Source organism: Paenibacillus sp. WLX2291, assembly GCF_046603665.1.
GTDB lineage: Bacteria > Bacillota > Bacilli > Paenibacillales > Paenibacillaceae > Saccharibacillus.
On sequence record NZ_CP176755.1, the window covers coordinates 22,305 to 47,680 of the forward strand.

The 25,376-nt window shown below is 47.5% G+C and carries 25 protein-coding genes and 1 riboswitch; of the genes, 23 read left to right on the forward strand and 2 right to left on the reverse strand.

Features of this window, described 5'->3' with window-relative positions:
- Window positions 1-16: 16 nt before the first annotated feature.
- The 7 genes from ACDE64_RS00080 (at window position 17) to rsmI (ending at window position 5,220) form a co-directional block, all read left to right on the forward strand.
- Window positions 17-346, forward strand: a complete 330-nt coding sequence (locus ACDE64_RS00080; RefSeq protein WP_411344559.1) for a cyclic-di-AMP receptor — start codon at window positions 17-19, stop codon at window positions 344-346.
- A gap of 278 nt (window positions 347-624) precedes the next feature.
- On the forward strand, window positions 625-1,068 hold the full coding sequence (locus ACDE64_RS00085) for a YaaR family protein (RefSeq protein ID WP_411346648.1): 444 nt from the start codon (window positions 625-627) through the stop codon (window positions 1,066-1,068).
- 39 nt (window positions 1,069-1,107) lie between these two features.
- Window positions 1,108-2,082 carry a DNA polymerase III subunit delta' gene (gene holB / locus ACDE64_RS00090; protein ID WP_411344560.1) on the forward strand — a complete coding sequence of 325 codons (975 nt, stop codon included), beginning with the start codon at window positions 1,108-1,110 and terminating at the stop codon, window positions 2,080-2,082.
- A 177-nt stretch (window positions 2,083-2,259) separates the two neighbouring features.
- Window positions 2,260-3,060, forward strand: coding sequence for a stage 0 sporulation family protein (locus tag ACDE64_RS00095; protein WP_367064430.1), 801 nt, complete (start codon window positions 2,260-2,262; stop codon window positions 3,058-3,060).
- Window positions 3,061-3,090: 30 nt separating this feature from the next.
- Window positions 3,091-3,474, forward strand: coding sequence for an initiation-control protein YabA (locus ACDE64_RS00100; RefSeq protein WP_411344561.1), 384 nt, complete (start codon window positions 3,091-3,093; stop codon window positions 3,472-3,474).
- A 64-nt stretch (window positions 3,475-3,538) separates the two neighbouring features.
- A complete protein-coding gene (locus ACDE64_RS00105; protein WP_411348606.1) occupies window positions 3,539-4,315 on the forward strand; it encodes a tRNA1(Val) (adenine(37)-N6)-methyltransferase in 777 nt (258 codons plus the stop codon).
- Window positions 4,312-5,220, forward strand: coding sequence for a 16S rRNA (cytidine(1402)-2'-O)-methyltransferase (gene rsmI / locus ACDE64_RS00110; RefSeq protein ID WP_411348607.1), 909 nt, complete (start codon window positions 4,312-4,314; stop codon window positions 5,218-5,220). The genes ACDE64_RS00105 and rsmI overlap by 4 nt, the downstream gene beginning before the upstream one ends.
- A gap of 301 nt (window positions 5,221-5,521) precedes the next feature.
- Here rsmI and ACDE64_RS00115 read toward each other — a convergent pair whose 3' ends face one another.
- Window positions 5,522-5,776 (reverse strand): AbrB/MazE/SpoVT family DNA-binding domain-containing protein, encoded by a 255-nt coding sequence (locus ACDE64_RS00115; protein WP_017815545.1) that lies wholly within the window; start codon window positions 5,774-5,776, stop codon window positions 5,522-5,524.
- 468 nt (window positions 5,777-6,244) lie between these two features.
- Between ACDE64_RS00115 and ACDE64_RS00120 the strand changes: the two genes are divergently transcribed.
- The 12 genes from ACDE64_RS00120 to ACDE64_RS00175 all read left to right on the forward strand — a co-directional run bounded on the left by ACDE64_RS00120 (window position 6,245) and on the right by ACDE64_RS00175 (window position 17,603).
- Entirely contained in the window at window positions 6,245-7,567 is a 1,323-nt protein-coding gene (locus tag ACDE64_RS00120) for an HD domain-containing protein (protein WP_411344564.1), read from the forward strand.
- A 113-nt stretch (window positions 7,568-7,680) separates the two neighbouring features.
- Window positions 7,681-8,448 carry a TatD family hydrolase gene (locus tag ACDE64_RS00125; protein WP_411348608.1) on the forward strand — a complete coding sequence of 256 codons (768 nt, stop codon included), beginning with the start codon at window positions 7,681-7,683 and terminating at the stop codon, window positions 8,446-8,448.
- Window positions 8,449-8,643: 195 nt separating this feature from the next.
- Window positions 8,644-8,877: riboswitch (cyclic di-AMP (ydaO/yuaA leader) on the forward strand.
- Between the two features lie 108 nt (window positions 8,878-8,985).
- Window positions 8,986-9,126: a hypothetical protein gene (locus ACDE64_RS00130; RefSeq protein ID WP_411344566.1), complete on the forward strand. Its 141-nt coding sequence runs from the start codon at window positions 8,986-8,988 to the stop codon at window positions 9,124-9,126.
- A gap of 68 nt (window positions 9,127-9,194) precedes the next feature.
- Window positions 9,195-10,289, forward strand: coding sequence for a ubiquitin-like domain-containing protein (locus tag ACDE64_RS00135; protein WP_411344567.1), 1,095 nt, complete (start codon window positions 9,195-9,197; stop codon window positions 10,287-10,289).
- 221 nt (window positions 10,290-10,510) lie between these two features.
- Window positions 10,511-11,068 (forward strand): ribonuclease M5, encoded by a 558-nt coding sequence (gene rnmV, locus ACDE64_RS00140; protein WP_411348609.1) that lies wholly within the window; start codon window positions 10,511-10,513, stop codon window positions 11,066-11,068.
- Complete coding sequence (gene rsmA / locus ACDE64_RS00145) at window positions 11,061-11,939, forward strand: 16S rRNA (adenine(1518)-N(6)/adenine(1519)-N(6))-dimethyltransferase RsmA (RefSeq protein WP_411344569.1); 879 nt, start codon at window positions 11,061-11,063, stop codon at window positions 11,937-11,939. The genes rnmV and rsmA overlap by 8 nt, the downstream gene beginning before the upstream one ends.
- A 106-nt stretch (window positions 11,940-12,045) precedes the next feature.
- Window positions 12,046-12,321, forward strand: a complete 276-nt coding sequence (gene veg, locus ACDE64_RS00150) for a biofilm formation stimulator Veg (RefSeq protein WP_411344570.1) — start codon at window positions 12,046-12,048, stop codon at window positions 12,319-12,321.
- 220 nt (window positions 12,322-12,541) lie between these two features.
- Window positions 12,542-13,396: a 4-(cytidine 5'-diphospho)-2-C-methyl-D-erythritol kinase gene (gene ispE, locus ACDE64_RS00155; protein ID WP_411348610.1), complete on the forward strand. Its 855-nt coding sequence runs from the start codon at window positions 12,542-12,544 to the stop codon at window positions 13,394-13,396.
- 175 nt (window positions 13,397-13,571) lie between these two features.
- Window positions 13,572-14,408, forward strand: a complete 837-nt coding sequence (gene purR / locus ACDE64_RS00160) for a pur operon repressor (RefSeq protein WP_411344572.1) — start codon at window positions 13,572-13,574, stop codon at window positions 14,406-14,408.
- Between the two features lie 194 nt (window positions 14,409-14,602).
- A complete protein-coding gene (gene spoVG / locus ACDE64_RS00165; RefSeq protein WP_188778136.1) occupies window positions 14,603-14,887 on the forward strand; it encodes a septation regulator SpoVG in 285 nt (94 codons plus the stop codon).
- 196 nt (window positions 14,888-15,083) lie between these two features.
- On the forward strand, window positions 15,084-16,478 hold the full coding sequence (glmU, locus tag ACDE64_RS00170) for a bifunctional UDP-N-acetylglucosamine diphosphorylase/glucosamine-1-phosphate N-acetyltransferase GlmU (protein ID WP_411348611.1): 1,395 nt from the start codon (window positions 15,084-15,086) through the stop codon (window positions 16,476-16,478).
- Window positions 16,479-16,649: 171 nt separating this feature from the next.
- The gene (locus ACDE64_RS00175) at window positions 16,650-17,603 is read left to right on the forward strand and encodes a ribose-phosphate diphosphokinase (protein ID WP_188778134.1); all 954 of its coding nucleotides are present in this window, start codon (window positions 16,650-16,652) and stop codon (window positions 17,601-17,603) included.
- 109 nt (window positions 17,604-17,712) lie between these two features.
- On the opposite strand, the gene ACDE64_RS00180 is transcribed toward ACDE64_RS00175, so the two are convergent.
- Window positions 17,713-17,913: a hypothetical protein gene (locus ACDE64_RS00180; RefSeq protein WP_188778132.1), complete on the reverse strand. Its 201-nt coding sequence runs from the start codon at window positions 17,911-17,913 to the stop codon at window positions 17,713-17,715.
- Window positions 17,914-18,126: 213 nt separating this feature from the next.
- On the opposite strand from ACDE64_RS00180, the gene pth reads away from it, so the two are divergent.
- The 4 genes from pth to ACDE64_RS00200 all read left to right on the forward strand — a co-directional run bounded on the left by pth (window position 18,127) and on the right by ACDE64_RS00200 (window position 25,365).
- Entirely contained in the window at window positions 18,127-18,687 is a 561-nt protein-coding gene (gene pth / locus ACDE64_RS00185) for an aminoacyl-tRNA hydrolase (protein WP_411348612.1), read from the forward strand.
- A gap of 243 nt (window positions 18,688-18,930) precedes the next feature.
- Window positions 18,931-22,455, forward strand: coding sequence for a transcription-repair coupling factor (mfd, locus tag ACDE64_RS00190; RefSeq protein ID WP_411348613.1), 3,525 nt, complete (start codon window positions 18,931-18,933; stop codon window positions 22,453-22,455).
- Window positions 22,442-23,602, forward strand: a complete 1,161-nt coding sequence (locus tag ACDE64_RS00195; protein WP_411348614.1) for a peptidylprolyl isomerase — start codon at window positions 22,442-22,444, stop codon at window positions 23,600-23,602. The genes mfd and ACDE64_RS00195 overlap by 14 nt, the downstream gene beginning before the upstream one ends.
- 116 nt (window positions 23,603-23,718) lie before the next feature.
- Entirely contained in the window at window positions 23,719-25,365 is a 1,647-nt protein-coding gene (locus ACDE64_RS00200; protein ID WP_411348615.1) for an oligosaccharide flippase family protein, read from the forward strand.
- The last annotated feature ends 11 nt before the right edge of the window (window positions 25,366-25,376 follow it).

Genomic DNA, 25,376 nt, shown 5'->3' on the forward strand with positions numbered 1-25,376 from the left:
AAAGGAGGCTATAACGATGAAACTGATTATAGCGATCGTGCAGGATAAGGATAGTAACCGTTTGTCCGGAGAACTGGTAAAAGCGAACTTCCGCGCAACCAAACTTGCCAGTACAGGTGGGTTTCTGCGTGCGGGTAACACGACTTTTATGATCGGGGTGGACGACAGTCAGATCGAAGCTGTCATGGATGTCATCCGCAACAGTTGTAAAATTCGCGAACAACTGGTTACACCAGTGACGCCAATGAGTGGTACAACCGACTCGTATCTGCCGTTGCCGGTAGAAGTTCAGGTAGGCGGAGCGACTGTATTCGTCATGCCGGTTGAACGATTTGAGCATTTCTAAAACAATTCCTCAAAAAATTGCACATTATTGCAATTTGATGCATCACAGCGTAAGTTTAATAGTATAATAGGTAAGAAGATAAGGATCGGTGACCATTATTGGAGCCGGTCCGTCTTTATTATAGATGCAGGATTTTTTCATTTTCCTATTCGTAAAATCATCATGTTGAACGATACAGTTTATATAGGCTTTTTGGAAATGAATAGACAGCGGACACGTCAATCTGGTCTGATTCACTATAGATTCCATGTATTCGGTACACAGAAAGGAAGATGATGATGAAAATTAATCCGGGATATCCTCCGTTAAAAAGTAATCCAGTTATTACGGAAACGCCAGCTAAAGTTGTGCAGCAAAAGAACTTCTCGGATGTGCTGCAAAATCACGGTACGCAGGCAACCAATGACGAGATTCAGCGTCAGTTCAAGGCGATTCAGCTGCAAGGTGATCGCCTTGCCAAATCGATGACACTGCGTGAACTGAAATCGTATCAGATGTTAGTTAAACGCTTTTTGGAAGATACGGTGCGACGCGGAATCAAGCTGAAAGAAACGCAAAGCTTTGATCGTCGTGGACGCAGTCGCAAGTATAAAATTCTTGATGAGGTGGATTCGACATTGCTCAGTATGGCAGAAGAACTGCTGAACAGTGAAGAAGGGCGCATCGAATTGTTGCAACGCATGGGCGAGATTCGCGGCATGCTGGTCAATCTGCTGTACTGATCAACGGAAGAACGGTACAGAGGGAAGTAAGGAGGCACTATGTCTTTTCAAGAAATTATCGGGCAGGACACCGCAAAACGGGTATTGCAAAATGGACTGCGGCAGCAGAAGATTTCGCATGCGTATCTGTTTAACGGTCCGGCAGGCAGCGGTCAACTCAAAATGGCGCATAGCTTTGCCAGAGCGCTCGTATGTATACATCGAGGCGAGGAAGCCTGCGGAGAGTGCATTGAATGCCGCAAAATGCAGCACGGCAATCATCCAGACTTTCTGCTGGTGGAACCGGACGGCAATTCCATCAAGATCGATCAAATCCGCGAATTGCAGCGGATTTTTTCATACCGCTCGGAAGCGGGCAACCGCAAAATCTATATTATTCGCGATGCCGACAAAATGACGGTGCAGGCAGCAAATAGTCTGCTCAAATTTCTGGAAGAACCGCCTGCTCCGGCAGTAGCGATTCTGTTAACGGAGAATATTCAGTCCATTTTGCCGACGATTCGTTCGCGTACGCAGCCGGTGTTATTCACCGCCGTTGATTATCATCAGATGACCCAGATTCTGGCGGATGAAAATTATCCGCTGCCGCTCGTTCGTTGTGCGGTTCATCTGGCTTCGGACCCTGATCAATGTCGGGAAATGCTGAATGAGAATTGGTTTGCAGAAATTAGAAACGTAGTGTTACAATTAGGGAAGGAATCCGCCGGTAGAGGCAGTATAAGCCTGATTACCGCACAGCAAAAGCTGTTCAAGGGCGGATTTGGCGATCATCTGGAACAGGTATTTGATCTTTTCCATCTGTGGTTCAAGGATATGATCCATATACAGATTGGCAGAAATGAAAGTATCGTTTTTATAGATCAGTTAGAGTCTCTCTCCAAGGTGGCTCACACCCGCAGCATGCAGCATTGGATTTCCTGTATGGCGCTTGCTGCCGAATGCAAGAAAATGCTCCGCTCGAACGTTAACGGGCAGCTTTGCATGGAGCAGTTTCTCATAGGGGTAAGCAGCTAAGGTACAGAGGAACACTTCTTACAGGTAACGGACCGTGTATACATCATGCGGAAGCAACATCGGATGAAAGAGCAATGACTTTTTCGAAATACGCCATGTCCGTGATAGCTAGAGGGGATTCTTCTTATCGTTTTTGCATCAGTAGGAACGGTATTGGCAAATGAGGAGGCTTATCTTTTGTATAACGTAGTAGGAGTCCGCTTCAAAAAGGCGGGTAAAATATATTATTTTGATCCGCTCGAATTTGCGATTAGCAATGAAGAGCATGTAATTGTTGAGACGGCAAGAGGGATTGAATACGGCAAGGTTGTGATTGGACGCAAGCAAGTACAGGAAGATGATGTTGTGCTTCCACTGAAAAAGGTGATTCGAATCGCTGGGCAGGACGATGCTCAGGTAGTAGAGGAAAACCGAATTGCCGCCAAAAACGCATTTGCTACCTGTTTGAAAAAGATCAAGGAACATCAGCTGAAAATGAAACTGGTTGATGTTGAATATACATTTGATCGCAACAAGATTATTTTCTATTTTACAGCGGAAGGTCGAGTAGACTTCCGTGAGCTGGTCAAGGATCTGGCAAGCATCTTCCGTACTCGGATTGAGCTACGCCAGATCGGTGTACGTGATGAAGCCAAAATGCTGGGCGGTATCGGTCCATGTGGACGCATTCTGTGCTGCTCGTCCTGGCTGGGCGATTTTGAACCGGTATCGATCAAAATGGCCAAAGATCAGAGCCTGTCGCTAAATCCGACCAAAATCTCGGGTCTATGCGGCCGGTTGATGTGTTGTCTCAAGTTTGAGCATGATAATTATGAAAGTATGAAAGAAGAACTTCCGGCTGTCGGTAAATTTGTCGTAACCTCGCTCGGAGACGGTAAGGTGGTAGGAATTAATGCCAATTCCCGAACTGTGCATGTTCAGATCTTTGAAATTAGCAAGGTCAAGGAACTACCGTTTGATGAGGTCGTTGTGAAGTAAACCGTCAAAGGCTGCTTTTGAGGTGGAAACTTGGAAAAGAAAAATCTTTTTGAGTATATTCATGAACTGGAGACACAAATGAACCATATGCACGGGGATATGGGCAGGCTCAAACTGGCAGTGAAAGAACTGCTGGAGGAAAATCAGCGCCTAACGCTGGAGAACGAACAGCTGCGCCGTGTATTGAAAAAAGAGGTCCCGGTCGAGCTTGAAGCAGCCGAACCTCAGATTATCGAAGTGCTGGCGGACAGTAATCCCCATAATCACCCACATCCTGAAGTCGTAGGTGAGGGATATGACAATCTCGCCCGTCTGTATCATGAAGGATTCCATATTTGCAATGTGTATTATGGTCATCTGCGTACAGAGGGAGACTGTCTGTTCTGTCTATCCTTTTTGAACAAATCCGAATAATCCGAAACAAAGCCGCAGATGATCTGGTCTGCGGCTTTATCGATGTGGAGAGGAAACCGGGAACTTGGAAGAAAACAATCAAACCGAGCAGCATCTGGAGCTGCTACAGCCGGGAGAGCGAGTGGACGATCTGCTGACTCGCAGGCTGCATATTATTCAAAGTAGCGACGTATTCAGTTTCTCAATGGATGCGGTGTTATTGGCACGATTCATAGCGGTGCCACCACGTGGGAAAGTGATGGATCTATGTACGGGCAATGGGGTCATTCCGATTCTGCTAAGTACACGTACTTCAGCTCATATTGAAGGGGTGGAAATTCAAGAGCGGCTGGCGGATATGGCAGAGCGCAGTGTACGGATGAACGGTCTGGAATCACAGATTGCGATTCGCAATCAGGATCTGAAGGAGCTGCCGCTACAGGGCGAGCATGGCACGTACGATGCGATCACAGTGAATCCGCCGTATATGCCGATGAACGGCAACGAAGTGAAGCTGAACGTGCATCACGCGATGGCACGTCATGAGATTGGCTGTACGTTGGAGGATGTAGTGCGCACCGCAGCTGGTTTGCTCAAAAATGGTGGCAAGCTGGCAATGGTACATCGTCCCCATCGGTTAGTCGATATCGTACTGATGATGCGTCAGTATGGCGTAGAGCCAAAACGTATCCGGTTTGTGCATCCACGTCGACATATGGAAGCCAATATGGTACTGGTAGAAGGTATTCGCGGTGGTAAGCCGGAATCTCGCGTATTGCCGCCATTGATCGTATATAACGATGAGAATGAATATGTTCCGGAAGTTATGGATATTTATTACGGGCAAAAGGAGTCCTTATGAGCATACAGGTACAAAAAAGCTTTGCTGCTGTATCGGAGCCATCCAGTGGACAAACACCGGGTACGCTGTATTTGGTTGCCACTCCAATCGGCAATCTGGAAGATATGACCTACCGGGCGGTACGCACATTGCAGGAATGCGATATTATCGCTGCTGAGGATACACGGCAAAGTCGCAAGCTACTGAACCATTTTGAGATTACGCCGCGGAAATTGGTTAGCTATCATGAGCACAATAAGCACAATAGTGGCCCGGAACTGATTCGACTGATTGCAGAAGGGCAAAGTCTGGCACTGATCAGCGACGCGGGCTTGCCTGCTATATCCGATCCGGGTCAGGAGCTAGTTCAACTGGCTGTAGAGCAGGGAATCGCCATCGTACCGATTCCAGGCGCCAATGCGGCGCTGTCGGCGTTGATTGCTTCGGGATTGTCGACCAACCGGTTTACGTTTATTGGCTTTTTGCCGCGTGATCATCGTGGACAGGCGGAATTGCTACAAGGGGCGCATGCGGCGGAAGGTACACTGTTATTGTACGAATCCCCGCATCGGATCATCAAAACGCTACAGGCGATTTTGGAGCATGTTGGCAACCGCCGGATCGTATTAGCGCGCGAATTGACCAAACGACATGAAGAATGGCTGCGCGGTTCGGTAGAGGAAGCGCTAGAGTGGCTGGACGAGCATCCGCCGCTAGGCGAATACTGTATCGTGCTGGAAGGACAGCCACAGGAAGAAGCGATGGCCGAAGCGAACGAATGGTGGCAGCAAATGAATATTTTGCAGCATGTGGAGCATTACGAGCAGCAGGACTTATCGCGCAAAGATGCGATGAAAAAAGTCGCCAAAGATCGCGACGTATCCAAGCGCGATATTTATCAGGCACTACTGCATGAAGACAACTGATCTCTAATTTCCAGTACGAATCGATGGACGCGTACTCTACTGTACACGGGTAACTATATAATAGAAGAAACAGAACCCAAACGGCATAAATCAACGATAGAAAAGGGACCGAAGATCGTAACAGGTCCCTTTTTCCTGTGCCATTGGCAGTAGTTTGTGAAAATCGGTATAATGTATGCTATGTAAACAAAAAAATACCTTTACCCGACAAAACATGTCGCCGGATAAAGGTCCAAGGAGATATATAAAGGTTAGAATTAATAAAATGGAATGATGCTGACTTTATTATAACCTATTCTATTTATTTTGTCACAGGAACTGGAATTTCGGAGATGCATTCGTTACAAACGATTTTGCCTTTGAAGTATGTTACGTTCTCAGCATTACCACAGAAGATACAAGCTGGCTCGTATTTTTTGAGCATAATGCGTTCGCCGTCAACATAGATTTCCAGAGCGTCTTTCTCGCCAATACCCAGTGTGCGACGCAGTTCGATTGGAATAACAACGCGACCCAGTTCGTCTACTTTTCTTACAATACCTGTTGATTTCATCATGATAATTCAATCCTCTCAAATGTGTTTTGTTTTTTATAATTGCGTTTAAATTCGCTTGTCGAATAGGCTTCGTATGGCTGTTCCCGTGAAACGAATGGAAGTAATACAGTGAATCGGTAATGCCTTTCATTGTTGTTGCTGGTTCGCGCCGGGTAGTAATTATTAAACAAGCAGTAATGATTTGAAGTGTCATGTTTCGACAAATTTCTTTCTTTTATGATATTCATAATACCAACGTTTCCCAAATCAGTCAACATAGAAATTATAAAAAAAAGCCTTTTTTAGGGTGAAATCGCAAATTTTTTTTAAAATAGTGCTGTTTTTTGCGATAATATAGACATATACAGCTTTTGTCGATTTGGAAATACATTTTAATCATATAACGACACTGTTCGACATTAGTGACATAATTCTATTTTATACGATTCAAAATACTGGAATCAAGTTTGGCTCAAGGAGGAATTTGGCATGAAAACAATGGAGCCTTTAGAAGAAGAAAAGGTATTCAAAGACCCGGTACACAATTATATCCACGTTCAGGATCGACTCATCTGGACATTAATCAATACACCGGAATTTCAGCGGCTACGTCGGATTCGACAATTGGGTACGTCGTATCTGACTTTTCACGGAGCTGAACATAGCCGGTTCTCGCATTCACTCGGTGTATATGAGATTACGCGTCGAATCATTTCGCAATTTGAACGAAGCGGGTATGAAGATTGGCCGCGTGAAGAGCGGATGGTCGCATTATGTGCGGCGCTACTGCATGATCTGGGACATGGACCGTTTTCCCATTCTATAGAAGAAGCTTTTGATATGAACCACGAAGAATGGACGTGTCGCATTCTATTAGAAGATACAGAGATTCATCGGGTGCTGGAAGATGCTGAACCGGGCTTCTCGGACAAAGTGGCTGCGGTCATTCGCAAAGATTACGACAAAGCAGTTGTCGTTAATCTCGTCTCCAGTCCGCTGGATGCTGACCGGATGGATTATTTGTTGCGGGATGCTTATTTTACCGGCGTGAATTATGGCACGATCGATATGGATCGCATCATTCGCGTACTGCGTCCGCATCAGGGACGTGTTGTAGTCAAAGAGTCCGGTATGCATGCGATTGAAGATTATTTGATGTCACGTTATCAGATGTACTGGCAGGTTTACTTCCATCCAGTCACACGTAGTTCCGATATTGTGCTGCGTCATATTTTCCACCGTGCCAAAGAGTTATTTGATAACGGATATACCTTTGGATTTTTACCACATCCATTGCCTTCACTGTTCAAAAACACGCTGAATGTGAAGGAATATCTGTTACTGGACGAAGCGCTTGTACAGACGACCTTCATGCAGTGGACGCTTGAAAAGGACGAAATTCTAGCGGATGTATGTACTCGATTCATGGATCGCCGTTTATATAAATATGTAGAAAGCGAATTGATCGATATGGATCTGATTGATCAGATTCGTAATGAATTTGCCGAAGCAGGTCTGCATCCGCAATATGATCTGGAGATCGATTTTCCGACTGACTTGCCATATGATGTATTTCGTCCAGGCGACCCGAAAAAGGAAAAGCAAATTTTGCTGCTGAATCGTCAAAATAAAGTACAGGAAATTTCCGAGGTATCAGACATTGTACGCTCCATTAGTGGGATTCATCGTGGACGGTATCATCTGTATTTCCCACAGGAAAAGTTGGAAAGGGTAAAACACAAATTGTCCAAACCGGTGGCGGATATTTTTGAAGATAAATTGGGTCCGGCACAGATGGAATTCGAAATCTAGCAAATTTGAAGAGTATACAGATTATGCAGATAAACGCCTGCTGGCATGGCGTACTCTCGACATATGTATAGAAGAAAAATAACGGAATTACGGTAGTAAAGGAGAGAATATCTATGTTATTTGATACACATACACATTTGGATTCCAAAGATTTTGATGAGGATCGCCAAGAAATTATTCAAAATGCTTATGATTCTGGTGTCACTCGCATGGTGAATGTGGGATTTGACCGGGAGACGATTCCGACAACGATGAAACTGGTCGAGGAATACGATTTTATTTATGCAGCGGTTGGTTGGCATCCGGTGGAAGCGATCATGATGCAGCCTGGCGATCTGGAGTGGATTGCATCTTTATGCAGTCATGAAAAAGTCGTTGCAATCGGCGAAATTGGTCTTGATTATCACTGGGATAAATCGCCCAAAGATGTGCAACACCGCGTCCTGCGTGAACAAATTGGTCTTGCACGCGACATTCATATGCCGATCGTCATCCATAATCGGGATGCACATGAAGATATCGTTCGTATTCTGCGCGAGGAAAAAGCGTCCGAAGTCGGTGGCATTATGCACTCCTTCTCCGGCAGCTGGGAAACTGCCAAAATGTGTTTGGATATGGGCTTCCATTTGTCATTCGGTGGACCGATTACATTCAAAAATGCGAAGCAGCCCAAAGAGGTGCTCAAACAGGTGCCGATGGATCGATTATTACTGGAAACGGACTCCCCTTATTTGACTCCACATCCATATCGTGGTAAAAGAAATAACTCAGGATATGTGCGTCTGGTAGCAGAGGCAGCTGCCGAGCTAAAAGACGTATCTCTGGAAGAAATTAGTGAAATCACAACGAAAAATGCACTGGCATTATTTGGTATACGATGAAATAGGGAGAAAAACCACTAAAAAAACGAGCTAGACGGATATATGAATGAATTTTAACTAAAAAATGCTCAAATATTACAAGATTTTAACCACTTTTTCTGAAAAACGGAGTTGAGGCTTGCTTTACAGTGGGGTTAGGTTCGAGATATTATTTCATCAGTGATTTAATCTTGTTATTTATGTACGAGATTCCATGATTCGGTCTCGCTGAGTTTCCTACATAGGAAAACGGGGGAACCAACAGCTGTCTTCATCCACTTTCAACCAGCAATATCGGAAGGCAGATTGTATGATTCCTGTTACAGGGTCTTTGGGGTGAATTGAAATTTACTTGCGCCATGAGCGGAGGACGTTTCACAGGGCAACATATACAGGCAGTATCATGTCCGAACCCGACAGCTAACCTCGTAAGCGATGCAGAGGCAACCTCTCATTTTCTAAAAGTTTCCAAGATGGTACAGTCGTCGGAAGCCCAGGAAGAGTTGCTCTTGCACTTTTCCCAAGGCTTTTTTGTTTTGTGCAAAAGGAAAAGGCAAGATGAGAAGACCCGGATGTTCACTGTCGGGGGAACGGAAGCCGCTTGGACTGACCATGGCGCAGGCACATTATACACCAAGAGACGATTACCGATTATGCGCCGGTATTCGTAAACATGATAACCGCCTGTGGAAATTCTGATATAGTCGCGTCTTAACTCATTTTAAGATACAGCAAGACGGCGAGACTATGTAAGGAGGACGGAAGAAGTGGGAATTGCTCCTTTCAAAGAAACCCATGGTTCACGCTCATCCAGCATGTCTTACGCGCTGCGTTGGAAGCAAAAAAATCTACGCTTTGCCCTATTTACTTCGCTGGCAGTCGTTATGGTTATTGCCATGGCACTCTGGCTTCTGTATATGCAGGCAGGCAAAAATATTTATGTAATCGTTGATGGAAAAGCCCAGAGCGTGGAAACACGCAAACTGAATGTTGCCGATCTGCTGGCAGAACAGAACATTACTGTAGCGCCGCAGGACAAAGTTTCCATGTCCATGAATGGAGCGATCCAAGACGGGGACAAAGTATACGTGAATCACGCGGTTGCCGTAAATATTACGGCTGACGGCAAAACGAAACAAGTGTACACGACTGCGAAAACAGTAGGCAGTACACTCGACCAGGCAGGCGTTGATCTCGGTGAAGAGGACAAGCTGAACCCTACGGTCGAAACAGCTGTACAACACGATATGGATATCAAAGTGGTCAGAACGACTTCCTTTGTAGCGAAGCAGGTTGTAGAGCTTCCGTATCAAGTAGTGAAAAAGCAAGACAGTACACTGCTGGAAGGCAAAACGAAACTTGTTCAAGATGGACAAAAAGGGAAAGTCATCCAGTATGTTGAAAAAACCTATGAAGATGGAGAATTCGTCTCCAAGCGCATGATCGATAAGAAAACAACATCCGAAGTACAGGACAAAGTTGTAGCCGTCGGAACGAAAAAGGAGCAACCAAAACTGCTTGCTGCCAGTTCTTCAGCCGGTTCGGATAAAAACTTCTCTTATGCCAAAGTCATTAACAATGTTACGCTGACCGCCTACTCCTCTCAGGAGCCAGGACTTGGCACGACGACTGCTTCCGGAACGCGAGTAACGGAAGGACGTACCATCGCTGTTGATACCAGTGTCATTCCAATGGGATGGTGGGTATACATCGAAGGCATCGGTTACCGCCGTGCAGAAGATACAGGTAGCGCCATTAACGGCAATAAGATTGACGTATATATTGACAGCCTGAGCCAGGCAAGAGCATTCGGTCGCAAATCCGGTTATACCGTCTATGTGATTGGTCCAGTTAAACCGTAATCGGCGGACTGGAGATTGGCTATCTGCCTGCACAGAGTTGATCTGTGATATAATAGTTATTAACCATGAACGTGAATAGAATCAACAGAAGAAGGGGAATCTTCCCCTTCTTTTTGTTTGTTATTTTGGTATACTGAGGACAATATGGATAAGGTCGACTATACGGATGCAGAGGGCAGCAGCCCTGTCCAGTACGGCCCGGAAGGGAAGCGTCAGATCAAGTGATCAAAGAGGTAATTGTTGTAGAAGGACGGGACGATACCGTAGCCATCAAGCGTGCCGTACATGCAGATACGATTGAAACGGGCGGCTCTGCCATTGGTCCGCAGGTGATCAAGCGTGTCAGACTGGCACAGGAGCGGCGTGGTGTTATTATTTTGACCGATCCAGATCATGCTGGGGAACGGATTCGTAAGATCGTCTCCCGCGAAGTACCGGGCTGCAAGCATGCGTTTATACCGGAGAGCGAAGCGACGCTCAAGGGCGATATCGGTGTAGAGAATGCCTCGCCAGAAGCGATTCGCGAAGCTTTATCCCGACTGCACAGCGAGATGCCAGAAGCGGAGACGCTAATCGACTGGGATGACCTGATCATGACTGGACTGGTCATGCGCCCTGACGCGGCAGCACGTCGTATGATCATGGGCAATCTGCTCGGTATTGGTTACGGCAACGGCAAGCAGTTTCATAAACGACTGCGCATATTTGGCATCAGCCGCGAGGAGTTCGCGGCGGCACTTTCACAACTTGAAGCGGAGGAACAGCAATCCCATGACTGATAGACACGATATCGCCACGCCCGGACGGACGAAGGAGATTATTCATAAACACGGATTTTCATTTAAAAAGAGCCTTGGTCAGAACTTTCTGATCGATGCTAATATTCTGAACAAAATCGTCGATGCAGCTGATCTGACACCAGAGCGTGGTGCACTGGAGATCGGTCCTGGTATCGGTGCGCTCACAGAGCGTCTGGCACGTCAGGCAAGCCGTGTAACGGCTGTTGAGATTGATCAGCGCCTAATCCCGATTTTGAAAGATTCGTTGCAGGAGTACGGCAATGTGCATGTACGTCACGGTGATGTGCTCAAGGTAGACTTGCAGCAATTGTTCCGCGAGGACTTTGCGGAGGTGGATAAGGTGAGCGTAGTGGCAAATCTGCCCTACTACGTTACCACGCCGATTCTGATGAAGCTGCTGGAGGAGAAGCTGCCACTGGATAATATCGTCGTTATGATCCAGAAGGAAGTTGCACAGCGTATGGCAGCGTCTCCGGGCGGCAAGGATTACGGCAGTCTCAGTATCGCTGTTCAGTATTACTGCATTCCGGAAGTGGTCTGCATCGTACCGAAAACGGTATTTATCCCGCAGCCGAATGTTGAGTCGGCAGTTATTCGTTTGAAGCTGAGAGAGCAGCCAGCAGTGCAGGTGGAGGATGAGCAGCATTTCTTCGATCTGGTACAGTCCAGCTTTGTTCAGCGCCGTAAAACGATCTCCAATAACCTGAAGACGCGTTATGGCGGCGATCGCGAACAATTGGACGGTTTGCTGCAAGAAGCGGGCATTGATCCGGTACGTCGCGGAGAGACACTCAGCCTAGAAGAATACGCACGATTGAGCCATGTATTTATACAAGCAGGCATTCGCTAAAAAAATCATTGACAAAATAAATTTTGTGTTGCATAATTTATTATTTGATTGACATTTCTCTTCCTTTTTGTTACAATAAGGATTAGGAAAAGAGGTGGTTGTAGGCATGGCTAACAACGCGCTTACCGAAATCAAACGCAATCTTGATGCTCATGTAGGGCACAAAATCACATTGCGCGCTCACGGTGGTCGTAAGAAGACCATTGAACGTACTGGAATTTTGGAAGAGACCTACCCTTCTGTTTTTACGGTAAAGCTTGATGATGATCATCAAACTTTTGAACGAGTGTCTTACAGCTATGCAGACGTCCTCACGGATTCCGTAGAGATTATGGTCTGCGAAGATGATTCCCATTCAGACGTACAGTATGCTGGGAATTAAATAACTGTTTTATGATAAGGCAGTCTTTATCTCCTGCGGGGGTAGAGACTGTTTTGCTTTGTGAATAGACTTTGCCATTCATTTTTTCTATAATTGGAGTATTCATGGCTGTATACAGCCTTTGGTCATCTTGTGCGCCAGAATAGCATTTGAAGCTTGGAATGGGTATAAGATGCAATAGAACATAGAACGGACGCAATGTTGAAGGTGGAGGAACCTCATGAAGTTATATGAAAAAGCGCCGGCAAAAATCAATCTGATGCTGGATGTACTGCATAAACGCCCGGACGGTTACCACGAGGTGGAGATGATCATGACGATGGTTGATCTTGCCGACCGGCTCACAATAACCGATATACCCGGAGACGTGATCAAAATATCCAGTCAAGCTGGTTATATCCCTCTGGATGATAAGAACCTTGCCTATCAGGCAGCCAGTCGGATCAAGGAGCGCTATGGCATTCGCCAAGGCGTGCATATTCATATCGACAAGAAGATTCCAGTAGCAGCCGGATTGGCAGGCGGTAGCAGCGATGCAGCAGCTGCCTTACGCGGGTTGGATCGACTCTGGAATCTGAATATCTCTCATGAGGAGATGATGGAGCTGGGAGCGGCAATCGGTTCGGATGTGCCGTTCTGCATCACGGGCGGTACAGCGCTGGCAACCGGGCGTGGTGAGATTCTAACGCCGCTAGCTAGTCCGCCGGATTGTTGGGTCATTCTGGCGAAGCCGCCGATTAATGTATCGACAGCAGGCATCTACGGGCGTCTGAAGGCGGATCAAATACAGCGGCATCCTTCGGCTGCGGCTATGCGGCAGGCGATTGAGCAGCAATCGTTTGACGACATTTGTAGCGAGCTAGGCAATGTGTTAGAGGATGTGACGCTATCTCATCATCCCGAAGTACAGCAGCTCAAGCAAACGATGATTCAGCTGGGTGCTGATGGTGTGCTGATGTCAGGCAGCGGACCTACCGTATTCGGTCTGGTGTCCAGAGAATCCAAAGTGGCTCGTATTTATAACGGGTTGCGCGGATTTTGCAATGAAGTATACGCAGTACGCATGTTAACCTGAGCAATCCAGGTCGCAATCTTTTTCAAAAAGCTCCGGCATTTTGTTGGGCTTGTTGAAAAAGATTGCGATTTTCTTTTACAAACACGTACAAAAATGGTATATTCACTTTAATTATTCGGATTTGGGATGTTAAAAGGGTATAAATGTAAATTTTCGTAGATGGTGAGGAGTTCAAGTGAAAAAACTAAAACGGAGCGCGCGTCTGGTCGAACTGACCCAGTATCTGACTTCACGACCGCATACGCTCATTCCACTGACGACCTTTGCTGACCGTTACGGAGCGGCCAAATCATCGATCAGCGAAGATCTGACTATTATTAAAGAGGTATTCGAGGAAGAAGGTATCGGTGAATTGCAGACGCTGGCTGGTGCAGCTGGCGGTGTCAAATATATTCCGCGTCTGTCGCATGAGAAGTCGCTATCATTCATGGAGAATTTGTGCAGACAATTGGAGCAGCCAGATCGCTTGCTGCCGGGGAATTACATTTACATGTCTGATCTGCTAGGACAACCGGCGATATTGAATGAGGTAGGCAAGATCTTTGCCTCTGTGTTTGCGGATACACCAATTGATGTGATTATGACGGTCGAGACGAAGGGGATTCCGCTTGCACACGCGACAGGCACCCAGCTCAATCTGCCAGTTGTACTTGTACGTCGTGATCATCAGATGACGGAAGGCTCTGCGGTTAGCATCAACTATGTATCCGGCTCGCATAAGAGTCTGCATACGATGACGCTGTCTCGCCGGGCGCTCAAGGAAAAGTCGCGTGTACTCATTATTGATGACTTTATGAAGGCGGGCGGAACGATTCAAGGTATGGTCGATCTATTGGATGAATTCAATGCGACGGTTGCGGGCGTAGGTGTGCTGCTGGAATCCGGTGCAGTCGATGTGGAAGATCGGTTATGGGCGGATTATGTATCGCTTGCCAAATTGACAGATGTCGATGCAAAAAGCAAGAAAATCATGGTACAGCCGGGCAATTACTTTGAAAATGCAAAGAAATAACTGGTGTCACCTATAATTTAAATTCAGTGGTTGAGAATCTCTATCAATGGAATTGCGTGCAATCGGCTGAAAACGGTAAAAAACGGCAATCCGCTAAAAAAATACACAATTAATTTTCAGAAAAAAGAAGGTATTTTACTTCCATGTGTGGAAATACACAACCAAGTCTTTATGGAAAAAGGTGGTGAACACACATGGAAATAACGGATGTAAGACTCCGCCGGGTGAATTCCGAAGGCCGCATGAAAGCCATCGCATCCATCACAATCGACAGCGAATTTGTCGTTCACGACATTCGCGTGATTGACGGCAACAATGGGATGTTCGTTGCAATGCCGAGCAAACGGACACCGGATGGCGAGTTCCGCGATATCGCGCATCCTATTTCTTCAAGCACACGCGAGAAGATTCAGTCGGCCGTACTGGCTGAATACGAACGCGCCGGTCTGGAAGAAGAAGTTATCGAAGAAGGCGCATAAGCAAGTCCTTTATACTTATTGGGGTTTGAAAGAAAAGGGAGTCACGGGAGCTACAATCGTGGCTCCCTTTTCTTTTTGTCCGGAATAAGATATATTCAGTATGGAGTTTTTTTGCGGAAGTTAAAAACTGGTTAAATATGGTATAAGCTTCGGCTTTCACCTATCATCTATAGATCCATTTCGAGGGGGCATTATTTTGAAAAGGTTGGCAGTGGTACTGGCGGCAGGTAAAGGCAAGCGTATGAAATCCAAGTTGTATAAGGTACTTCATCCGGTATGCGGTAAGCCAATGGTTGCTCATGTATTGGATGCAGTTAAACAAATCAACTGCGAGCGCAGCGTTGTTATCGTTGGGCATGGTGCGGAAACGGTCAAAGCTTACTTGGGCGAGCGTGCGGAATATGCGCTGCAAAGCGAACAGCTGGGAACCGGACATGCGGTAAGTCAGGCGGAGCCGCTGATCGGTAGCGAAAAAGGGATTACGATTGTCATTTGCGGCGATACACCGCTGGTTACACCGGAAACGCTGGAAAACCTGATTGCCCATCACGAAGCGGAAGGCGCGGCTGTCAGCATTTTGACTGCTTCGATGCCAGACCCGACTGGTTATGGACGGATCATTCGCGGCGAAGATGGCGGCGTACTCAAGATCGTTGAGCAAAAAGACGGCAATGCGGAAGAGCTGGCAGTACAGGAGATCAATACTGGTACGTATTGCTTTGATAACGAGCTGCTATTTGCTGCGCTCAAAAATGTAGATAACAACAATGCGCAGGGTGAGTTTTATCTGACCGATTGTGTTCCTATTTTGCGTGAACAGGGCAAGCGTATTGCGGCTTACGAAACGAAAGACCTTTCTGAATCAATCGGCGTCAATGACCGTGTAGCGTTGTCAGATGCAGAGCAATTCATGCGCGAACGTCTGGCGAAAAAGCATATGTTAAACGGCGTTACGATTATCGACAAAGCATCCACCTATATCGGTGCAGATGTAGAGATCGGTTCCGATACGATTCTGTACCCGGGTACGATCTTGAAAGGCAATACCATGATTGGCGAAGATTGCACCATCGGTCCAAACACCGAGATTGAGAATTCGACCGTAGGCAATGGCACCATCATCCGTCAATCGGTAGCGTCGGAAGTGAAAGTTGGCGACCGCGTGAATGTCGGTCCATTTGCATACTTGCGTCCAGGCACTGAACTGGCTGACGAAGTAAAAGTCGGTGATTTTGTTGAATTGAAAAATGCGAAGATCGGTCACGGCTCCAAAGTGCCGCATCTGAGTTATGTAGGCGACGCAGAGGTTGGTTCTGGTGTAAATATCGGCTGCGGCGCGATTACTGCCAACTATGACGGCTACAACAAATTCAAAACAATCATCGAAGACGATGTGTTTATCGGCAGCAACTCTAACCTGATCGCACCGGTACGTGTGGGCAAAGGCGCTTATGTAGTCGCTGGCTCCACGATCACGAGCGATGTGGGCGAAAGTGATCTGGCGATTGCGCGTGCACGTCAGGAAAATAAAGCCGGATATGCCGACAAAATTCGCGCCAAAGCGAAAGCAATCAAGGAACAAAACAAATAATTGCCCTTTTACTAACAAAATGCCACTATTTCATGCCGAATTATTATATACTATATAGTGCACAATGCTTGTTGAATGATAGGAACCAAATCTATTTAAATAGCCAACGCTAATATAGAGACAGAAGCTGATGAGCATTTCAATGAACCACCACGGAGGGTTTTAACCATTATGACTTATTGTGATTCCAAATTAAAGATTTTCACCTGTAACTCCAATCCGAAGCTGGCAGGGCAAATTGCCGATTATATCGGTATTCCCATGGGCGAATCCCATACGACCAGTTTTAGCGATGGTGAGATTCAGGTGAAGCTATCCGAGAGCGTCCGGGGCTGTCATGTATATGTAATTCAATCCACCTGTGCGCCGGTCAACGACAATCTGATGGAGCTGCTCGTTATGGTCGATGCGCTGAAACGTGCATCTGCGAAAAGTATCAACGTTGTTATTCCATACTACGGTTATGCTCGTCAGGATCGTAAAGCACGTTCCCGTGATCCAATCACGGCGAAGCTGGTAGCCAATCTGATCGAAAAAGCAGGAGCTCATCGCGTGATCGCAATGGATCTTCATGCAATGCAGATTCAAGGGTTCTTTGATATTCCGGTTGATCATCTGCTTGGCGTGCCGATTCTGGCACAATATTTCCGTTCCAAACAAATCGAGAATCCAGTCGTTGTCTCTCCAGACCATGGTGGTGTGGTTCGAGCGCGTAAGCTGGCTGATTTGCTCAGCGCTCCGCTGGCAATTATCGATAAGCGCCGTCCGGAACCGAACGTCAGCGAAGTCATGAATATCATCGGTAACATCGAAGGCAAAACGGCGATTCTGGTCGATGATATTATCGATACTGCCGGTACCATCGTACTCGGTGCCAACGCTCTGATCGAAGGCGGCGTGAAGGAAGTATACGCGTGCTGTACGCACCCTGTACTGTCCGGCCCGGCGATGGATCGTCTGGAAAACTCTCCGCTCAAGGAAGTGATCGTGACCGATACGATTCCGATCACGCATCCAAACCCGACCAGCAAGCTGAAAGTGCTGTCGGTTGCTCCTCTGATGGGTGAAGCGATCATCCGCGTTCACGAAGAACTGTCCATCAGCAAGCTGTTTGAAATTGAATAATTGATTCGCCGATAGATTCGTCATACCGCCAACAACAGAAAAGGGTTACTTCCTCCAGCAGAGGCAAGTAACCCTTATCGGCATATCTGCCGTATTTTCTATCTGTCCGTCAGTAGCCGGGTCTGGAAATAAACGTATGGCGCTGGCGGTGATACAGCACACGGTTCATCTCGATAAACTGGTGATCATAGGCAGTGATCAGCCCGATGTCGACAGGAATGCCATGCCTATACACCTGTACTGGCATCTCTTGCCGGAAATGATCATAGAAATGACGATTTTTCAGCAGCTGCTGCCCGAAGGTATACATGCTGATGTCCTCCTTGTGCTGGAATACAGATCGGGATAAGCCGTTTATCGCCCGCGGCATATCTGCTTGCTTGAATGTAACCCAATTTTAGCAAAAAATAAACGCCACTGCACATGCAAATGACGTTGCATCGATACGGTACGTGTTGAAAGGCGTAATTGCCGCTCACTGCCGCAGACCTGTAATTTATGTGGAAATGAGGAACCGAACATCATGAAATGGATTGTTGGGCTGGGAAATCCGGGTTCTGAATACGCCAACACGCGTCACAATGTCGGCTTTATGGCATTGGATCGGCTGGCGGATCGCCACGGCATCTCCATCAGCCAGAGTAAAAGCAAGTCACTGATTGGCGAAGGTCATATCGGTGGCGTGAAAGTAATTTTGATGAAACCGATGACCTTTATGAATCTATCTGGCGAAGCGATTCGCGCTCATATGGATTATTACAAAATACCGCTGGAGGATCTGATCGTCGTCTACGATGATATGGATACCGAAACAGGCAAAATCCGTCTACGCTACAAAGGCAGCGCTGGCGGTCATAACGGCATCAAATCCATTATCCAGCATACCGGTACACAGGAGTTTGACCGTATTCGTATGGGGATCTCGCGCCCGGAACCGGGTCATGCGATTGTGGATTACGTCCTGTCCAATTTCCCCAAAAAGGAAAAAGAGCTGCTGGATCAGATGATCGAATCCACTTGTGATGCGATCGAATTCAGCACCAAACATACATTTGAACAGACGATGGCTAAGTTTAATGGGTAATGATATACTAGAAAGCAATACGGGCGCACAACAACGCCCTTTATAACTCCATAAGTACCGCCTTCCAAACCGATGGATTACAGGTAAAGAAGGCGGTTGTTTGTAGGCAAACCGGTCTTATTCACGGTTTGTCGTTTTACCGTTGTGTTGTTTGTGCCGCAAATTGTCAATCATTATGGTTACTACGGTTTAAGTAGATTGAGCATAGATAGATTTTGACCTGAGGATAAGTGAGGTGCCGCTTTGTTACACAATCTGATTGAAGCAATTGCCAAGGATCAAGACTTTGGCTCCATAAAAGATGGTATTTTGTCGGGAATGAAAGAACAGCTGATTTCGGGTTTGTCGGGTTCCGCGCGGCATTTGCTGATAGCGGGTCTGTATCATGAGACACAGCGACCGATGCTGGTCGTTACGCATAATATGTTCCACGCCCACAAAGTGGCTGAGGACTTGCAGGAAGCGCTTACCCCTGAGCAAGTGCTGCTGTATCCGGCGAATGAGCTGGTAGCGGCAGAGAGCGCCATTTCCAGCCCGGAGACGCTGGCGCAGCGTATTGATGTGTTGACACAATGCGCAGCTGGTTTCCGCGGCGTTATTGTCGTGCCTTTTTCCGGTGTACGACGTTATCTGCCTGCGCGCGATGTGATGGCAAATGCCAAAATCGTACTGGAAGATGGCGGTACACTGGAATTGGAATCATTTTTGAAACGGATGATCGAGCTAGGTTATGAACGCGTGGAGCGGGTAGAGTCGCGCGGTGAGATGAGTGTGCGCGGCGGGATTATCGACTTTTACCCGGTGACGACGAATCTCGCATACCGTATAGAACTGTTCGATGAAGAGATCGATTCGATCCGTACGTTTGATCCTGATGATCAGCGTTCTATTGATAAAGTAAAATCGGTCACGATCACGCCATGCCGCGAGATTATTGCGGACGGCGACCGGATGCGTCAGGCTGCCGATCAAGTAGCAGCGCGTCTCGATATACAGCTGGAGAAGATGAGCGATCGTCAAGCAAAGGTACGTCTGCGCGAGGAGATTGGACGCGAGATTGAATTGCTGCGTCAGCATGTGTATTTCCCAGAAATGTATAAATATATCGCGCTGCTGTATCCAGAGCAAATTACGCTCTATGATTATCTCGCTGAAGATACGGTCGTTATGATGGAAGAACCGGCGCGTCTGCTAGAAACAGCCAGACAGCTGGAGCGTGACGAGAGCGAATGGGATATGCATCTGCTGCAAAACGGCAAAAGCCTGCCGAATCTGGAGCTGGCACGCCATACCGATGATGTGATGTACCGCAGTGGTTTCCAGAATATCTGGATGTCCGTCTTCCTGCGCCAGGTGCCGCATGTACAGCCCGGCAATATCGTTAATTTTGTCAGTCGTACGATGCAGGATTTCCACGGGCAGATGAATGTATTGAAGTCCGAAATGGAGCGCTGGAAAAAGTCCGGTATTCATGTGGTCATGGTAGCAAGTGGTGAAGAACGAATGGAACGCGTACGTCGTGTGCTGGATGACTATGATATTGAGACGCCGGTCATGATGGATGGCAATCTGCAATCCGGGTTTGAGCTGCCATCGATTCATCTGGCAGTCATTACCGAAGGCGAGATGTTCTCCAAAAAGCAGCGGAAAGTGCGCAAAGTTAGCAAAAACGTCGATAACGCTGAACGGATTCGCAGTTATACCGAGTTGAAGGTTGGCGACTATGTCGTGCACCAGAATCACGGGATCGGTAAATATATGGGCATTGGCACACTGGAAGTTGCCGGTATCCACAAAGACTATATGCACATTATGTATGCTGGCGGCGATAAGCTGTCCGTACCGATCGAGCAGATTGATCTGATCCAGAAGTATGTCGGCTCTGAGGAAAAGGAACCGAAGGTATACAAGCTAGGTGGTAATGAATGGACACGCGTGAAGAGCAAAGTTCGTTCATCGGTACAAGATATCGCGGATGATCTGATCAAGCTATATGCCGAGCGCCAGGCAGCGACCGGATATGCGTTTGAACGCGATACGAATGAACAGAATGAATTTGAAAATACATTCCCTTATGACGAGACACGCGACCAACTGCGTGCGATTGACGAGATCAAGGGCGATATGGAGAAAAACCGTCCAATGGATCGGTTGCTGTGTGGCGATGTTGGATATGGCAAAACCGAAGTGGCAATTCGTGCTGCCTTCAAAGCCGCGATTGAAGGCAAGCAGGTGGCGATTCTGGTGCCGACCACGATTTTGGCACAGCAGCATTATGAGACATTCCGCGAGCGCTTTGGCGAGTATCCGTTTAACATCGGTGTACTGAGCCGTTTCCGTACGCGCAAGGAACAGAACGAGACGATCAAAGGGTTGAAGCAGGGCACGATTGATGTAGTCATCGGTACGCATCGACTGCTGTCTCAAGATCTAATTTTCAAAGACCTTGGTTTGCTGATCGTCGATGAGGAGCAGCGCTTTGGCGTTTCTCATAAGGAGAAGCTGAAACGTCTCAAAACCAATGTGGACGTGCTGACGCTGACGGCAACACCGATTCCGCGTACACTGCATATGTCCATGCTCGGGGTGCGCGATCTGTCCGTTATCGAGACACCACCGGAAAATCGTTTCCCCGTACAAACGTATGTGGTGGAGCATAGCCCGACACTGGTGCGCGAAGCGGTTGAGCGTGAGCTGAATCGCGGCGGTCAAGTGTATTATCTGTATAACAAAGTACAGGGCATTCACGAGATGGCAGCTCATATCTCGGAACTGGTGCCCGATGCGCGTGTGGCGGTTGGTCACGGGCAGATGTCTGAGCAGGAGCTGGAGAAGACGATTCTCGATTTCTTAGACGGGGAATTCGACGTATTGGTGAGCACGAGCATTATCGAGACTGGTGTCGATATTCCGAACGTGAATACGCTGATCGTGCATGATGCAGATAAAATGGGTCTGTCCCAGCTGTATCAGCTGCGTGGACGGGTTGGACGTTCCAATCGCATCGCTTACGCCTACTTTACGTATCAGCGCGACAAAGTGCTAACCGAGGTAGCGGAGAAGCGTCTGCAATCGATCAAAGAATTTACTGAACTTGGCTCCGGCTTCAAGATCGCGATGCGTGACCTGTCGATCCGCGGTGCAGGTAATCTGCTCGGTGCGGAGCAGTCTGGATTTATCGCGTCTGTCGGATTTGATCTGTATTCGCAGATGCTGGCAGAAGAGATTCAGAAACGCAAAGTGACGATGTTGGGCGAGCAAGATCTCAAGGCGAACGACTGGAATACCAGCATCAATCTGTCGGTTGACGCGTATTTGCCTTCGGATTACATTTATGATAGTATCCAAAAAATAGAAATTTATAAAAAGGTAGCAGCGGTTTCTTCGTTCAACGATATTGCCGAATTGGAAGACGAACTGCTGGATCGCTTTGGGGAGTTGCCAGAGGCAGTCATCCAGTTGATGCAGGTCGCGCGCTTGAAACTGTACGGCAAGCGTTACGGTATTGAGCAGATTACGCGTCAGGGCGACAATGTACAATTGAAATTCCACGAAGGTCAGGAAAAGGCGTTCGAAATGCCGAAACTATCCGATATTGGCAATCAGTTTGAAAGGCGTGTACAATTTAATCAGGGTTCCGCCATGGTCATCCAGGTCAAAGGCAAAGGCTTGACCGATCACGAGCTGCTGGAATTGCTATGCAATTTCCTCGAAGCCATGATGGAATCATACAAATTAAAGGGGGAACTACAGAATGTGGCCAATTAAAAAAGCTGCTCGTAAAACAGCGGTATTGACAGCAGGAGCTGTACTGAGCATCAGTCTGTTAGCAGCTTGCAACAACACTACGGCAACTACGGATAAAACAGAACAACAAAAGGATAATAGCCCGGTTGTTGCGCAATACGATGGCGGTACAATCACCGAGAACGAATTCAACAAAGAAGTCAGCATGATGAAATTTTTGACCCCACAATATGCACAAATGTTCGATCAAGACCAGTATAGAGATCTTCTGCTTCAACAGGAGGTTGCATATAAATCATTGGCTGCTCAAGCAAGCCAGACTGCACAACAAGCAGGTGCGAAGCAAGCAGATGAGCAATTGGCTCAACTGAAATCCAGCGTGGATGCAGAGCAATTGCAACAAATGCTGACTGCTTCCGATCTGACAGAGCAAGATGTCAAAGATTATATGAACCGTGCGCTTACGGCTTCTGAAGTGATGAAAGAAAAAGTAACCGATGCTGATGTACAGAAGTACTTCGATGAGCACAAAGAAGAATATACAACAGCGAATGTACGTCACGTACTGATCGGTCTGCAAAGTGCAGATGGCAAAACAACACGTACCGATGCACAAGCTCTGAAACTGGCAAAAGAAGTGAAAGCGAAACTGGATGCTGGTGCAGACTTTGCCGAAATCGCTAAGAAATATTCCGATGACCCAGGTTCCAAAGACAAAGGCGGTCTGTATGAAGGCCAACCAGTCAGCAACTGGGTAGAGCAATTCAAAGAAGCAACATTGAGCCAAAAAATCGGCGTTATTGGCGATCCGGTAAAAACCGACTATGGCTACCACATCATCAAAGTGGAATCCCGTACAGAGAAAGCTTTTGCTGATCTGACTGACGAAGAGAAGGACACAATTAAGTCCCAACTCGCTTCGCAAAAATTCAGCGATTATATGACCAATGACATTCCAAAAATGATTAAGAGTAAAAACTTGCCAAAAGTTGAAGGCGCAGCTGACGGTACAGAAGCTGTACCACAAGGCACAATGGATGGAACAGGCGCTGATGCAACCGGCACACCGGGTACAGCTGGCGATGCTTCCACTGGTAGCAGCACAACCGATAGTGGTGCAAATGCAACAGATGGCGCAGCAACAGACAGCAGCACCAGCAGCAAGTAATCCGCTGGGCGTAAGAGTAACATCACAAAATAGCGCGGGCTTCCGCGCTATTTTTGTGCAATAAGCAACCGGCAATCATGGAGAAGGATATGCCGCCGGAGGAGGACCGATTTTTTATGAAAGAAACAGCATCCCCATCATCCCGCTTGCTGCGCGGGGCATTCATTCTTGTGCTGGCAGCGATTCTGTCCAAGCTGATTGGTACAATTCAGAAGATCCCGCTGCAAAATATTGGCGGTGATGGGGTATTTGGCATTTACAATGCGGTCTATCCTTTTTATACATTGGTGCTGCTAGTGGCAACAGCTGGTTTCCCGGCGGCAGTATCCAAATTTGTGGCGGAAGAAATGGCATCCGGGCGCGAAGCGGGAGCACGGCGTGTGCTGCGCATCTCGTCCATGATGCTGGTTGTGCTAGGCGTGCTGTTTGGCGTACTGATGTATGTGGCAGCACCGCTATTAGCAGCGTGGATTGACAATATGCACACTGAAGCAGCATTACGCAGTGCGGCGCTGGCGTTGCCGCTAGTGCCAATTATGGCAGGACTGCGCGGTTATTTTCAGGGCATGCATGATATGATGCCAACGGCAGTGTCGCAGGTGGCAGAGCAAACAGTGCGTGTAGCTGCGATGGTCGCATTGCTGCTCTGGTTACATCGACTCGGGGCGGCTGATGATTGGATCGCGGCTGGAGCGACATTTGGCTCGGCTGCGGGCGGAGCGGCAGGGCTGCTCGTGATGTTGATCTACTGGTGGTTATACCGTCGTCGTACCCGATTAGCTGCCATTCAGGTACAGGTGGAACAAGCACCGGTTCAACATCAGCCCGCCTGGCCGCTGCTGAAGGCACTGCTGCTATACGCATTGCCCATTTGTCTCGGTTCTCTGTCTGCGCCGCTGATCAGCCTTGTAGACACGTTTACGATGCCGCGTCTCTTAAAGGCAAGCGGCTGGAGTGAAGCGGAAGCGATGATTCAGTTCGGCGTGTACAACCGTGGGATTCCACTTGTCCAAATGATGTCCATGCTAGCAACATCGATGTCGGTGCTATTTATCCCGGCACTGGCAGATGCTCGCATACGTGATCGTCATGATCTGATTCGTTCACAGACGCAGCAGACGGTAAACTGGTTCTGGCTGCTCGGACTGGCTTCTTCCGCTGGAATTGCGATGTTGGCGATGCCGGTAGACATTATGCTGTATGAAGACGCCATCGGTAGCGATACGATCCGCTGGCTCGCATTCACCGGTATTGGGGCAACGCTATCGATTGTGACCGCAGCGTTGTTGCAAGGAATGGGTTCGGTCAGAGCACCAGCCATTCACCTACTGTTAGCGACCGTCGTCAAAGCGGTGCTTAATATCGTACTGGTGCCGCACTATGGGATCAATGGTGCCGCGATTGCCGGTATTATCGCGTACAGTTTGGCGGCGCTGCTGAATATTATTTTGCTAATCCGATTAACTCAATTCCCTGTTTCGTGGCGAGAGATGGTCTGGAAGCCGCTGCTGGTGACGATTGTGATGTGTGCAGGCGTTGGTGTGTGGCAATGGCTGATGGATTGGTTGCTGCCTGCACTAGGCATGCACGCGCGTCTGGAAGCATTGATTGTAACGCTAGGTGGGATTGCGATTGGAGGAATCTTGTTCCTAATTGGTTTGTTCCGCACCCAACTGATGACTGAACAGCAAGCCGCAGCACTACCGAAAATAGGCAGTCGCCTTGTACCGTGGTTGAACAAATTGAGAATTATTAAAAAGTAACCACATATAAC

What these genes read in the sequence shown, in the direction of transcription:
- ACDE64_RS00080 (WP_411344559.1), top strand. Translation starts at nt 17, where the DNA reads ATGAAACTGATTATAGCGATCGTGCAGGATAAGGATAGTAACCGTTTG.
- ACDE64_RS00085 (WP_411346648.1), top strand. Translation starts at nt 625, where the DNA reads ATGAAAATTAATCCGGGATATCCTCCGTTAAAAAGTAATCCAGTTATT.
- holB (WP_411344560.1), top strand. Translation starts at nt 1,108, where the DNA reads ATGTCTTTTCAAGAAATTATCGGGCAGGACACCGCAAAACGGGTATTG.
- rsmI (WP_411348607.1), top strand. Translation starts at nt 4,312, where the DNA reads ATGAGCATACAGGTACAAAAAAGCTTTGCTGCTGTATCGGAGCCATCC.
- ACDE64_RS00115 (WP_017815545.1), bottom strand. Translation starts at nt 5,776, where the DNA reads ATGATGAAATCAACAGGTATTGTAAGAAAAGTAGACGAACTGGGTCGC.
- ACDE64_RS00120 (WP_411344564.1), top strand. Translation starts at nt 6,245, where the DNA reads ATGAAAACAATGGAGCCTTTAGAAGAAGAAAAGGTATTCAAAGACCCG.
- ACDE64_RS00125 (WP_411348608.1), top strand. Translation starts at nt 7,681, where the DNA reads ATGTTATTTGATACACATACACATTTGGATTCCAAAGATTTTGATGAG.
- ACDE64_RS00130 (WP_411344566.1), top strand. Translation starts at nt 8,986, where the DNA reads ATGAGAAGACCCGGATGTTCACTGTCGGGGGAACGGAAGCCGCTTGGA.
- rsmA (WP_411344569.1), top strand. Translation starts at nt 11,061, where the DNA reads ATGACTGATAGACACGATATCGCCACGCCCGGACGGACGAAGGAGATT.
- veg (WP_411344570.1), top strand. Translation starts at nt 12,046, where the DNA reads ATGGCTAACAACGCGCTTACCGAAATCAAACGCAATCTTGATGCTCAT.
- ispE (WP_411348610.1), top strand. Translation starts at nt 12,542, where the DNA reads ATGAAGTTATATGAAAAAGCGCCGGCAAAAATCAATCTGATGCTGGAT.
- spoVG (WP_188778136.1), top strand. Translation starts at nt 14,603, where the DNA reads ATGGAAATAACGGATGTAAGACTCCGCCGGGTGAATTCCGAAGGCCGC.
- ACDE64_RS00175 (WP_188778134.1), top strand. Translation starts at nt 16,650, where the DNA reads ATGACTTATTGTGATTCCAAATTAAAGATTTTCACCTGTAACTCCAAT.
- ACDE64_RS00180 (WP_188778132.1), bottom strand. Translation starts at nt 17,913, where the DNA reads ATGTATACCTTCGGGCAGCAGCTGCTGAAAAATCGTCATTTCTATGAT.
- pth (WP_411348612.1), top strand. Translation starts at nt 18,127, where the DNA reads ATGAAATGGATTGTTGGGCTGGGAAATCCGGGTTCTGAATACGCCAAC.
- ACDE64_RS00195 (WP_411348614.1), top strand. Translation starts at nt 22,442, where the DNA reads ATGTGGCCAATTAAAAAAGCTGCTCGTAAAACAGCGGTATTGACAGCA.
- ACDE64_RS00200 (WP_411348615.1), top strand. Translation starts at nt 23,719, where the DNA reads ATGAAAGAAACAGCATCCCCATCATCCCGCTTGCTGCGCGGGGCATTC.